This window comes from Carboxylicivirga longa, from assembly GCF_050589825.1.
GTDB lineage: Bacteria > Bacteroidota > Bacteroidia > Bacteroidales > Marinilabiliaceae > Carboxylicivirga > Carboxylicivirga longa.
Window position 1 is genome coordinate 1 of record NZ_JBNGOZ010000016.1, and the last position, 12,562, is coordinate 12,562.

A 12,562-nucleotide genomic window follows, 5' to 3' on the forward strand; every position below is an offset into this window, starting at 1 on the left:
AGCTTTTATACCTAAAGTAAATAATCATGTTTAACTATTTACTTTGATACGTATTTAGTAAACCACAAACTAACGATTCTTTATTTGACTTTCGATTGAATTTGATGGGCTAGTGAGGTCCATAAATATTTATTGCATTAAAAACATAGCATATTCGTTTTATTTAATATTTTTATACTAATTTTCAATGAAGAATCCATTGATTTAATATAAAAAAAGAAGTAAAAATATTCATTCATTATGAGACGTATAATGACCAAATCTACCACTTACCTATTGTCAGCTGCCCTGGGTGCTTTGTTATTTACATCCTGTAATTTTACACAGCGTAAACAAAAGTCTGCGGAGCAGGAGATTGTGGAGTCGGTTAATGTGGATGGGAAATTAGTAGATGATTTTAAAAAATCGAAGCTGATTTTTTATTCTTTGCCATCGCCCCTGGAAACTGCCATGCTGATTAAGCGTGCCGGTGCCCGTTATAACGAGGCCTTGCTGAACCCGCTTGCCAATATTGAGAAATATTCAACCAATCGTCAGATGGCCCTTAATCTGGGTATTTATTCAGCTGATTTAAGTTACACGAGTTTGTTTGATCAAACACAGAGCTCTATTAAGTATATGGCTAATGCCAAGCGGTTGGCCGATGGTTTGGGCATAATGGATGTGATTGATGAAAGCACGTTGCGCAAGCTCGAGGAGAATATCGATAACCGGGATCTGATGCTCGATATTATCTCGGAAACTTTTATGTCCTCCAATGCATATCTTACTGAGAATGATCGGCCTGCGATCGCTGTAATGGTGCTTGTGGGTGGTTGGGTAGAAGGCCTCTACCTTGCAACAAGGCTCACCAACGGATCGGTGGATAACAACAAGCGACTGATTGATCGAATCGTATATCAGAAACTTAGCTTGTATACGGTGATTAATCTCCTGGAGGAATATAAGGGCAATGAGGATATCGATTATCTGCTGGCACGCATTAGTACTCTGAACGATATTTTTGAGAAGGTAGAGATTAATAACACTTCAAAAATAGAAGCAGAGACCAATGCTGAAACCCGCGTTACTACTATCAAAGCCGAGTCTGAAGCGGTGATATCACCCATTGTATTTAAAGAGCTGATGGATACTGTAGAAGAGATAAGAACAGAATTTATTTCCTAATGCTTATGGGAGCCTCTATACGTGTTATTGCTGTATCTATTTTGCTGCTTATTATTGGTACAACGCACCTTGGTGCTCAGTGTATATCCTTTGCTAAAAAAGTGGGTAAAGAGCAGTTGGGTGATTACCTGCACGATGGTAACTATAATGCAACCGTGCTTGGGGAAGGAGAGAAGGCAGAGTTGTACAAGACTTTTTTTAGCAGTCAGCGCTACCGTATTGCTGTTGCCAAAGTAGATCAGCTGCCCGATATTCGTTTGCGTATATTGGATCAGGCTGGTAATGTGCTGTTTGATAATGCCGATCATGATTATGTGTTGGTTTGGGACTTCAGGATTGTGAGTACTCAAATGTTGGTAGTGGAACTTACAGTGCTGGAGCACGACACAGAATCAGATACTTTGATGAGTGGCTGTGTGTCGGTATTGTTTGGTATGGAGAGTGATCAAAAGAAGAAGAAGCGGTAGTGTATTGATACACCCGAAATATTAAAAGAGCTCAGTTATGAGCTCTTTTTTATTAGGTAGGGTTTTAGGTAATGTCCGGTATGTGATTCATTGCACTTCACCAATGCTTCGGGATGTCCCTCAAAAACCAGGTGTCCCCCCGCATTGCCTCCCTCGGGGCCCAGATCAATTACCCAGTCGGCTGATTTGATGATGTCCATGTTGTGTTCTACAATTATCAGTGAGTGTCCATTGGTTATTAGGGCCGAAAAGGCATCCAACAGCGTTTTTATGTCGTGAAAATGCAAACCGGTAGTGGGCTCGTCAAAGATAAACAGGGTGGGCTGGCTGCGTTCGTTGGCTAGGAAAAAGGCTAGCTTAACGCGCTGACTCTCCCCGCCACTTAAGGTGCTCGATGATTGCCCCAGCTTAATATAGCCCAGTCCTACATCCTGGAGGGGTTGTAGGCGCCTGACAATACGTTTTTCACTTGCTTTGTTACCTTCGCCAAAGAAGTCAATGGCTTCGCTGACGGTCATCTCCAAAATATCAAACACGTTCTTTCCCCGGTAGCGTACTTCCAGCAGGTCGTCTTTAAAGCGTTTGCCTTTACAGCTCTCACATTGTAGTACAATGTCAGCCATAAATTGCATTTCCACTTTTATCGATCCCTCGCCCTGACAGGCTTCACAACGGCCCCCATCTACGTTAAACGAGAAGTGCGCAGGTTTGTAGCCATTATTTTTAGCTGCCTGCTGCTCAGCCATCAGTTTGCGTATCTCATCATAGGCCTTCAGGTAGGTGGCCGGGTTAGAGCGTGAGCTTTTACCAATGGGGTTTTGATCCACAAACTCAACATCGGTAATCTTATTCAAGGCGCCCCCAATCAGGTCGAAGGCGCCGGTTGTATCGGCATAGCCTCCCAGATGTTTTTTCAGGGCAGGATAGAGGATGTTCTTCACCAGCGATGATTTACCGCTTCCTGATACGCCGGTTATCACCGTCATTACATTCAGAGGAAACTTAATATTCAGGTTCTTTAGATTGTTTTCACAGGCTCCTTTTAGTTCAATGAAATCGTTATGGGGGCGACGTGATGGGGGAACGGGGATGCAGGCTGTGCCATTCAGGTACTGTGTGGTTAGGCTTTGTTGGGCTGCCTCCAGTTGCCGGTAATCGCCTTGAAAAACAAGTTCGCCCCCCAGTCGACCGGCCAGTGGACCAATATCAATAATGGTGTCGGCTGCCCGTATGATGTCCTCATCGTGCTCAACCACGATAACGGTATTGCCCAGTTGCTGAAGTTTACGCAATACTTTGATCAGTAGTGCAGTATCTCGAGAGTGAAGGCCAATGCTGGGTTCGTCCAGTATGTATAGCGAGCCTACCAGGCTGCTGCCAAGGCTGGTAGCCAGGTTAATGCGCTGACTCTCACCTCCTGATAGGGTAGACGAAAGGCGATTAAGTGTGAGGTAACCCAGCCCAACATTTCTTAAAAAAGTAAGGCGTGTTCTTATTTCATGCAGCAGGCGTTTGGAAACTTCCAGGTCGTGACCTTTAAGTTGCAGTGCTTCAAAAAAGGCATGTAATTCAGCAATAGGCATCACCACCAGTTCATGTATGCTTTTATCGCCTAGCTTCACCCAGCCGGCTTCTTTTTTTAACCTCGTGCCTTTGCAAGCCGGGCAAGTGGTCCGTCCGCGATAGCGCGAAAGCATAACGCGAAACTGTATCTTGTACTGTTTTTCCTCCAGGTGTTTAAAAAAGCTGTTGAGCCCCTTAAAATGGCGGTTGCCCGTCCATAAGAGGGATCTGTCTTCTTCGCTTAAGTCGAAATAAGGTGTGTGAACGGGGAAGTTGAAGTGGTGAGCACTGCGCACCAACTGTTCTTTCCATGCCTTCATCTTATCGCCCTTCCAACATACGATGGCGTCTTCAAATACCGACAGACTCTTGTTGGGTATTACCAAATCTTCATCGATGCCAATGACCTTACCAAAGCCCTCGCATTCGGGGCAGGCACCCACCGGATTGTTAAAGGTAAACATGTGTTCCGTGGGTTGCTCAAAGGTCATGCCGTCAAGCTCAAACTTGTTGGAGAAAGTGTGACTGATGGGCGTTTTTTCTTCGTATATTTTCACTATGCACTCGCCTTTACCTTCGTAAAAAGCTGTTTGTACTGAATCGGCCAGGCGGCTGCGCGTATCTTCATCGCTGGCAGCCCCAAGACGGTCAATCACCAGATAGCTGTCCTCGCACGAGGGCACTGGGTGGTCTTCATTCAGCAGCTCTTCGATGCGCATAAATTGGTTGTTTACTTCAATGCGGCTAAAGCCTTGTTTTAGTAGTATGGCTAACTGTTCGTGGCAGGCTCTGTCGTCGGTATAAGCAATGGGCGACAGAATAGCCAAGCGGGTGCCTTCGGGTTGCCCGGTAATGAACTCAACTACATCGCTGGTGTAGTGTCGTTTTACTTCGCGTCCGCTAATGGGGGATATGGTTTTGCCTATACGCGCGTACAATAGTTTGATATAGTCATATATCTCGGTGCTGGTGCCAACGGTAGAGCGCGGATTGCGTGTGTTCACCTTCTGCTCAATAGCGATGGCGGGCGGTATTCCTTTGATAAAGTCTACATCGGGTTTGTCCAGCCGCCCCAGAAACTGACGAGCATAGGAGCTAAGACTCTCAACATAACGTCGTTGTCCTTCGGCATACAGGGTATCAAAGGCTAACGATGACTTTCCACTGCCCGAAACGCCTGTGATAACAATAAACTGATTGCGAGGTATTTGTATGTCTATATTTTTGAGGTTGTGTACTTTGGCTCCTTTAACAACGATTGCTTTCTGCATTATCTGGAAAAATTTAGTGCTAACAAAGATAGTTTCTGTGCTTTACAATTGAAACAAAAGGTGACATGGAAAGTTGTACGCGAGTAGTATTTGGTTTTTAAACATTTTTTTACTTTTTTTACAGGCGCAAACAAGGACTATTCATTTATAAAATTTTTGCCTATCGACGCACCTTTACGAGATGTTTAAAATTTAGTAGTATGGAAAAGCAAACTATGCTTTCTGATGAGCAACTTGTGAAAGGTTTCGTTGCTGGTGATAGTGGTTCTATCGATGTGCTTATTGAGCGTCATAAGGCTAAGATATTCTCCTATATATTAATGTGTGTAAAGCAGCAGGAGCTGGCTGAAGATGTATTTCAAGAGGCTTTTATCCGTGTGATTCGTACCTTAAAAAACGGGCGATATTCCGATACGGGTAAGTTTTCTTCGTGGGTAATGCGTATAGCACACAACCTTATTATCGATCATTATCGTAAGCAGAAAAATCAGTCGGTTATTTCCAATGATAACTATGATTACGATTTGTTTAACTCACCCCGTTTTTCTGATCAGTCCATTGAAGAGGAGATGGTGAAGGAGCAGGTGCTGCAAAGTGTGGGTCAGTTGGTTAATCTGTTGCCCGATAATCAGCGTGAAGTGGTGATAATGCGGCATTATCGTGATTTGAGCTTTAAGGAGATCGCTGAGGAAACAAATGTGAGTATTAACACGGCCCTTGGGCGCATGCGTTATGCGCTGATGAATCTGCGTCGATTGGCCGAGGAGCGTAATATTTCACTGACCCTGGCCTAATAGATGCAATATTTGCAAAGGCATTGCGTTTCTATTTTAGAAACTTGATAAATATATGCCTATGAGCAAATTATCTACCCAGGATTATGTCGTAAAAGAAGAGGAGGCCAACTATTGGTTGTCGGTTTTTGACGCCTTACCCGATACGCTGTTTTCAAATACCATGGCCCTGCCCAATCAGCTTATTTTGGCTAACGTTAAGGCTTTTGCACGCGCTTATCAGCCACTCAATGTAATGGAGCTAGAAGGAGGTATAGTAATCAATTAATTTTAATCGTAGAAGGATTTGGTAAAGCTGTTAAAAGAGCCATTTCCTTTTATGATGCGCACCCAAAAGGCCTTAATAAAACCGCTGCCATATCCAGTAAGCTGTATCATAGAGGCCCAGGTGCTAAGGACTGCTACTAACGTGTTTTTTGTACGTATTTGTGCATCGGTGAAGATGATGAGTGGAAACAGTAAGAAGGGGAGCAAAAACCACGGTGATGCACTGAAAATCAAAACCAATAATAACGGGTAGCCAATGGTAAACACCGAGGGCAGTATATGCACCGGTTTGAGTGTGCCGGCATGCAGTAGGGATAAATCAATGCGTGCGATCCCTGAGTTAAATACCTGTTTAAAGAAGGAGATAAACTGTGTGCGTCGCTTGTGGTAGACGTGTGCTTCCTGAATAAGCCCCACCTGATAGCCGGCCTTGGACGTGCGGATGCTCAAATCCAGGTCTTCGCCAAAACGCATATCGGCAAATCCCTGCACCGCATTAAATACTTCCCGCTTAATGCCCAGGTTAAAACTGCGCGGATAGAACTTATCCATTTTTTGTTTGCCACCGCGTATTCCTCCTGTAGTGATGGGGGAGGTCATGGAGTAGCTAATCGCCTTTTGTATAGGTGTAAAAAAAGGATGTGCCCGATCCGGTCCACCAAAGCAGTCGAGTTCCTGAATGGATAAGTGTTCGATAACATGGTTAAAGTAGTTGGACGGAATAATACAATCGCTGTCAAAAAAGATCAGGTAATCGCCATGAGCCTTGGCTGCTCCGAAGTTACGTGCCGGACCCGGCCCTTGATTTTCCTGCGTATAATAGTGCAAGTTCAGTTGGCTGAAATAGGGTTCTATCACCTTGTCGCAGGCCTGAGTAGAACCATCTTCAACAATGATTACTTCAAACACAGATCGGGCTGACTGGAGGGTTAGGGACTCTAATAATTCAACAATTTCGTCAGGTCTGTTGTAAATAGGAATAATTACTGAAAATTGCATATTGGTTAGTTTAATTAAAACCAAATATAGCAAATAAAGTTATCGCAAAAGGTTATTGAATGTTAAAGGTCGTTTCTTATGTACATTATCCCACAGATAAACCCCTTATCATCATGTGTGTAGCGATGATAAGGGGTCTTGAGTTGTTTTAATCTTTGTAAACGTACTATTAGATATTATTTAAATGGGTTTCATTGTTGCTTAAATGTATAAAATTGCAACTTTTATTAACGTGTTAAAATGAGCATGGGGTCACCAATTATGTTGGCATATATCGGTCGGTAACGATTGGTGTCGTAGAACTTGGTGACATTCACCTTTTTAATACTTTGGCCGTTGGCGTCTTTCTTCACGGCTTCAATGGAAATATGATTGTATTTGCCGTCGTTGATGCATACCATCTGTCCTGATATGCCTTTAATTATAAGATCCATGGCCATATTGGCATAGGCTGCCGGTACAATGGAGTCTAAGGCATCGGGCACACCGGAACGCACCAGGTAACCCAGCTTTTGATTAATGACGTTGATGGGTTTTCCCTTATTAAATTTGGGCGACAGACGCTTCAACTGTTCCCCGATATCTTCCCCGATGCCTCCAAGCTTTTTATGACCGAAGGCGTCGGTATCGTGACTGCTGTAGATCAGATTGCCCCCCTCGTAGCTGGCCCCTTCCGAAACCAACACTACAGAATAGCGACTTGGATTGTTATTGCGGTCTTCTACCATTAAGGCAGTCAGCTGTTCAATATTAATTTGATGTTCAGGAATAACGCAACGATCGGCAGCCCCTCCTACAGTGGGTAGTAAAGCCGAGAAACCGGCGTTACGTCCAAATACCTCAAGTACCAGAAAGCGTTCGTGTGATCCGGCACAGGTGCGGAGGGCATGGGTTAGTTCAATGGTGCGGGTTACGCAGGTGCTAAAGCCAATGCAGTACTCCGTGCCTGGTACATCGCCATCCATCGTTTTAGGGATGCCGATGGTGCGTACTCCCTCGTGGTGTAGCCGCACGGCATAGCTCAATGTATCATCGCCCCCAATGGGTATCAGGTAATCGATGCCCAGGTGCTTAAGGTTGGCTACGGCCTCCGCTGTCAGATCGTTGTATTCATCTTTATACGAGGCCTTCAGGTGATCGGGCACATCGTTAAGGGGTACCCGATCGGCCTTGGTGCGGCTTGAATGCAAAAAAGTGCCTCCTGTGCGCCCCAGGCGATTAACAATGTGGTCATTCAGCACCATACAATAGCTTTGCTCCTCGAGGGGTAAGAGCGGGTTAATGGAGATAACGCCTTTCCATCCGTTTTTAATGCCAATTACCTTAAATCCTTCGCGTGTAGCCCGAATGGTGATAGCTCTAATGGCCGGGTTTAGGCCGGGTACATCGCCCCCGCCGGTTAGTATGGCAATGGTTTTTGCGGTGTGTTTTTTTAAAATCATAGTATCATGTTAGTTAAAGTAGGGTTACTAATACCTACAAGATACTATCTAAAAAACTGCAAATCAAGCCGGGAAAACATCAATTACAAAAAAAACAATTGATGAGAAAGGGGCGATGCCTGATTATGAAATGATGGAATTCACGGAGATTGTTCTGGCACTTTTTCGAAAATCGTTCTAAATTAGTTAAAGATTGTAAATTGTTAATATTGAAGCTTCCTTGTTTAAAAAAATATGAGCAAATTTGCATGTCTTAAAATTAAAAGCTGTTGTAAAACACATTTTTATAATAAGCGAACAAACACAAAACAATACAAGACAGTATGATGATTAAAAGTCCACTTCAGATTGCACGCGAAAGCTACGTGCCCAAGATACCATCATCGCTAAAGGGTGGTGTTAAAATTGTTGAGGGAAATGCTACTGAGTCGGTAGCTGACCAGGCAGATATTAAAAATATGTTTCCAAACACCTACGGCATGCCCGTTTTATCGTTCGAGCCCGGTGAAGCAAAAACATATGCTGCTAAAAACGTAGGCGTGATTCTATCGGGTGGTCAGGCACCGGGAGGACACAACGTGATCTCCGGCCTATTTGATGGTTTGAAGAAATTAAACGCAGATAGCAAATTATATGGTTTCCTGGGTGGTCCCGGTGGATTGGTGGATAATCAGTACATTGAACTGACTGCCGATGTGGTGGATCACTACCGTAACTCGGGTGGTTTCGATATTATTGGTTCGGGACGTACCAAGCTGGAAGAAGAAGCTCAGTTTGAGCAGGCTTTGGTAAACTGTAGAGAATTAAACATTGAGGCTTTGGTTATTATTGGTGGCGATGACTCCAATACTAACGCTTGTGTGTTGGCAGAATACTACAAGAAGATTGATGCCGGCGTGCAGGTAATTGGTGTGCCAAAAACCATTGATGGTGACCTTAAAAACGAGATGGTGGAAACATCATTTGGTTTTGATACAGCCTGTAAAGTATATAGCGAGTTGATCGGTAATATTCAGCGCGATGCTAACTCGGCTAAGAAATACTGGCACTTCATTAAGCTGATGGGTCGTTCGGCATCGCACATTGCTTTAGAGTGTGCCCTGCAAACGCAACCAAACATCACTATTATTTCTGAAGAGGTGGAAGCCAAGCAGCAAACATTGGATGATGTAGTAAGCTATATTACCAATATTGTAGTGACTCGTGCTCAGAATGGTGATAACTTCGGTACTGTATTGATTCCTGAAGGATTGGTTGAGTTTATCCCAGCCATGAAGAAATTAATTGCCGAGTTAAACGATTTCCTGGCACACAACGAGGAAGAGGTGAATGCCCTGGAAGGAAACAAAGAGAAGCGTGCTTTTGTGGCTGAGCGTATCTCGGACGAATCGCGTGAGGTATTCGTTTCTTTGCCTAACTCAATTGCCAATCAGCTGATGCTTGATCGTGACCCACACGGCAACGTGCAGGTATCGTTAATCGAGACAGAGAAGATGTTGATTGATATGGTGAAGGCTAAAATCAAGAAGATGAAGAAAGCCGGTGAGTTTAAGGGTAAATTCAAAGGTCAGCCTCACTTCTTTGGTTACGAAGGACGCTGTGCTGCGCCTTCTAACTTCGATGCCGATTACTGCTATTCATTGGGTAATACTGCTTCATTATTGATTGGTGAAGGTAAAACCGGTTATATGGCTTCAGTACGTAACCTAACAGCGCCTTCTACCGAGTGGATTGCTGGTGGTGTGCCTGTAACTATGATGATGAACATGGAGAAGCGTCATGGTGAGATGAAACCTGTTATTCAGAAGGCTTTGGTGCAGCTGAATGGCGCGCCTTTCAAGCAATTGGTTGATAACCGTGAAGAATGGGCATTGCAAACAAATTACGTATATCCTGGTCCTATCCAGTACTTCGGTCCATCTGAGGTTTGTGATCTTACGACCAAAACACTGAAATACGAGCAAGAATAAGCATCTTTAGATAAAGATACCCGTAACAAGTGCTTTGTTACGGGTTTTTTTATTTATTTTTACATAAATAGTTATTTAAGTAAGCAATTTCCCTTTTAAGTAAGATATGTCTAAAATTGTTACTCTATCAGAAGCCGCTTCTATTGCTTTGCATTCGATGGTGTTAATTGCCAGAAGTGAAAAAAAAATGAATGTCAATCAAATATCAGAAGCAATAGACAGTTCCAAGCACCATGTGGCTAAGGTGATGCAACGACTGGCCAAAGAGGATTTTGTGGCTTCAAACCGAGGGCCAAGCGGGGGCTTTGTAATTAAACAAGACCCGGCTACCATTTCCTTGCTGATGATTTATGAAGCCATTGAAGGTAAAGTTACCATACAGGCTTGTCCGGGTGATAAGCTTAAGTGTGTCATCGGCTCATGTATGTTGGGCGACCTATCGAAAAATATGACCAGGGAATTCAAACAATACATGGAAAGTCACTACCTGAATGAGTATTTGTAAATTCAGTTTTTTATTTTCTAAGCCAACGATTGTTGTGTTTGATCTTAAGATTTTGCTGGAGTAGTAATCGCTCCAGTTTTTTTATGCATGCCGGCGAGAAATACAGCGACAGGCTTTTGCTCCGTATCTCTTCCCCTTCAAAAAAGTTAATCTCTGCCCGGTAGTAGGTGAGCATGTAAGTAAAGCTGATATTGATAACGTTTTTCAGGTGTACACTGAAGCGTTGATTGCCAATGAGTAGGTTGTAGCTGATTAGGTGATGACTGGCTAACAGTAGTTTTTTGGCCTTGGCATTATAGAGTAATATCAACATTACCAGGTATATGATACCAAGCGTAAGAGCAGGAAGCATGGTTTCAGTGGGGGTGAGCGTTTTGAAAACAGGGATACTCAGACCAAAGAGTAGGGTAAGGCTTGCAAAGGGAATGACAATATGCGCATTAGGGTTAAGCTGTAGGGACGGTTTGGTGTGTTGAAGGGTTTGTTTCTCAAACCTATTGCTATACAGCGTGCTGTGGGGTGATTTATAACCTCGGTACACCGCGTTGAAAGGATCCTGGTTGAGTAACTGGCACATTTCGATATAAAGATCGGGAAGTTTAGCGCGGAACAAAGCCGGTGCTTCAAAGAAATGCTCCACGGCCACTGAGAAAAACTCGCGGGGATTGGTAGCAGCATAAGAACGCAGGAAGTTGCTACTCCGGTGTCGCATGGCTATGATCTCCTCAAAGGCCGACTGTCGGAATTTATCCATCAGTCGATGGATGTTATAGCGTCGTCCTTGCGATAGTAAAAGAGCCAGATCGAGCGCATGAGCCATTTCGTGCAGCCCCAGGTTAATCTTATCACCCGCATCGGCATAACCCTCTTCAAAGTGTTTCCACGATAACACAATGAGGCCACCCTGGTTCACTTCACCCCGATGATAACGGCGTGTAAGCCGGTTATAGTAGGCATCATCATGCAGTAATATGGTTTTGAAACGGCCAAAGCAGGATTCTTTCAGTCCAAAGGTAAGCTGTGTGGCCGCCGCCGATATAAGTACCTTTTGTTCTGTGCTAACAGGCGTGCTTCCGGCGGAAATCCAGCGGCAGCGACGCATAAACTGCAAGGTTCGACGCGTAAAGTCAGCCTTCATCGAATCGGGCAGATGCTGATAATAGCCAAAGGATTGCTCTAGTATTCTTTGTATCTTTTTCCACTTGGGCGACTGTTGGGCCACCTTCAGGCTGAGGTTAAGCGATTGTTGAAACCGGAAATAGGCATGCGCAATAAAGGCAAGTGCAACTAGCATGCCCCCAATAAATATCAGGATGCCGTATAAAAGGTCTTTATTCATTGATAAGATGAATTGTATGACAGGCTATTAGGCCTGCAGTTTCTGTTCGCAGCCGGCTTTGTCCTAAGGATACGGGTATGAATTCGTGGCGGAGGGCAGCTTCGATTTCGTCCTCCGAAAAATCACCCTCAGGACCAATACAAATAATACAATCGCTATGGGGTCGATAAGCGGTTTTTAAGGCTTGTTTTTCACTATTGTAGCAGTGAGCAATATAGCCCGTGGTGTTGTCTTTGGACTTCAAAAAAGTGTCGAAGGGGGTTAGTTCGTTTATTTTCGGTAAGTGGGCTTTGAGTGATTGTTTCATGGCGGCTATCACCACGCGTTCAATGCGATCGGTCCTCACTTTTTTGCGCTCAGAATGGTGACATAGCAGCGGTGTAATTTCATCCAGCCCCAGCTCCATGGCTTTTTCAATGAGCCACTCAAAGCGGTCGATGCTTTTGGTGGGAGCCACCGCCAAGTGAAGGGAATGCGTCGGTTTGTCAAAGTGGGTGGTTTCGATCAGTTCAAGGGCACATTTTTTAGGGTGTGCCTGTGCAATGCGGCATTTGTAATATTGACCTTTGCCATTGGCAACGGTTATCTCATCGCCCACCTGATGGCGTAATACGTTAATGCAGTGTTTGCTCTCAGCCTCATTTAAAATACCTTGACCGGTAAATTCCGGATCGTAAAATAGCTCCATACATTATTGTTTGGGTGTAAAGATAAAAAACTATTGCCGATTGAAGGAAACACCACAGTGCTTGCCGGAGTAAATGGCGCCTGAAAATAC

General features: G+C 44.1%; 11 protein-coding genes. 6 read left to right on the forward strand and 5 right to left on the reverse strand.

Annotation, left to right across the window (positions count from 1 at the left end; all coding sequences use genetic code 11):
* Positions 1–240: 240 nt before the first annotated feature.
* Both ACRD7A_RS13730 and ACRD7A_RS13735 read left to right on the forward strand, forming a co-directional pair.
* Positions 241–1,167: a hypothetical protein gene (locus ACRD7A_RS13730; protein ID WP_430811829.1), complete on the forward strand. Its 927-nt coding sequence runs from the start codon at positions 241–243 to the stop codon at positions 1,165–1,167.
* Positions 1,168–1,172: 5 nt separating this feature from the next.
* Positions 1,173–1,634, forward strand: coding sequence for a hypothetical protein (locus tag ACRD7A_RS13735; RefSeq protein ID WP_430811828.1), 462 nt, complete (start codon positions 1,173–1,175; stop codon positions 1,632–1,634).
* A gap of 35 nt (positions 1,635–1,669) precedes the next feature.
* Here the strand turns inward: ACRD7A_RS13735 and uvrA are convergent, their stop codons facing one another.
* A complete protein-coding gene (gene uvrA / locus ACRD7A_RS13740; protein WP_430811827.1) occupies positions 1,670–4,468 on the reverse strand; it encodes an excinuclease ABC subunit UvrA in 2,799 nt (932 codons plus the stop codon).
* Between the two features lie 200 nt (positions 4,469–4,668).
* On the opposite strand from uvrA, the gene ACRD7A_RS13745 reads away from it, so the two are divergent.
* Both ACRD7A_RS13745 and ACRD7A_RS13750 read left to right on the forward strand, forming a co-directional pair.
* Entirely contained in the window at positions 4,669–5,262 is a 594-nt protein-coding gene (locus ACRD7A_RS13745; RefSeq protein WP_430811826.1) for an RNA polymerase sigma factor, read from the forward strand.
* Between the two features lie 61 nt (positions 5,263–5,323).
* Complete coding sequence (locus ACRD7A_RS13750; protein WP_430811825.1) at positions 5,324–5,530, forward strand: hypothetical protein; 207 nt, start codon at positions 5,324–5,326, stop codon at positions 5,528–5,530.
* 2 nt (positions 5,531–5,532) lie between these two features.
* On the opposite strand, the gene ACRD7A_RS13755 is transcribed toward ACRD7A_RS13750, so the two are convergent.
* Entirely contained in the window at positions 5,533–6,528 is a 996-nt protein-coding gene (locus ACRD7A_RS13755; RefSeq protein ID WP_430811824.1) for a glycosyltransferase family 2 protein, read from the reverse strand.
* Positions 6,529–6,755: 227 nt separating this feature from the next.
* Positions 6,756–7,970 carry a 6-phosphofructokinase gene (locus tag ACRD7A_RS13760; RefSeq protein WP_430811823.1) on the reverse strand — a complete coding sequence of 405 codons (1,215 nt, stop codon included), beginning with the start codon at positions 7,968–7,970 and terminating at the stop codon, positions 6,756–6,758.
* 323 nt (positions 7,971–8,293) lie between these two features.
* On the opposite strand from ACRD7A_RS13760, the gene ACRD7A_RS13765 reads away from it, so the two are divergent.
* Both ACRD7A_RS13765 and ACRD7A_RS13770 read left to right on the forward strand, forming a co-directional pair.
* Entirely contained in the window at positions 8,294–9,940 is a 1,647-nt protein-coding gene (locus ACRD7A_RS13765; RefSeq protein ID WP_430811822.1) for a diphosphate--fructose-6-phosphate 1-phosphotransferase, read from the forward strand.
* Between the two features lie 106 nt (positions 9,941–10,046).
* Entirely contained in the window at positions 10,047–10,445 is a 399-nt protein-coding gene (locus tag ACRD7A_RS13770) for an RrF2 family transcriptional regulator (protein ID WP_430811821.1), read from the forward strand.
* 10 nt (positions 10,446–10,455) lie between these two features.
* Here the strand turns inward: ACRD7A_RS13770 and ACRD7A_RS13775 are convergent, their stop codons facing one another.
* Both ACRD7A_RS13775 and ACRD7A_RS13780 read right to left on the reverse strand, forming a co-directional pair.
* Entirely contained in the window at positions 10,456–11,784 is a 1,329-nt protein-coding gene (locus ACRD7A_RS13775; protein WP_430811820.1) for a zinc-dependent peptidase, read from the reverse strand.
* The gene (locus ACRD7A_RS13780; protein WP_430811819.1) at positions 11,777–12,472 is read right to left on the reverse strand and encodes a 16S rRNA (uracil(1498)-N(3))-methyltransferase; all 696 of its coding nucleotides are present in this window, start codon (positions 12,470–12,472) and stop codon (positions 11,777–11,779) included. The genes ACRD7A_RS13775 and ACRD7A_RS13780 overlap by 8 nt, the downstream gene beginning before the upstream one ends.
* Between the last annotated feature and the right edge of the window lie 90 nt (positions 12,473–12,562).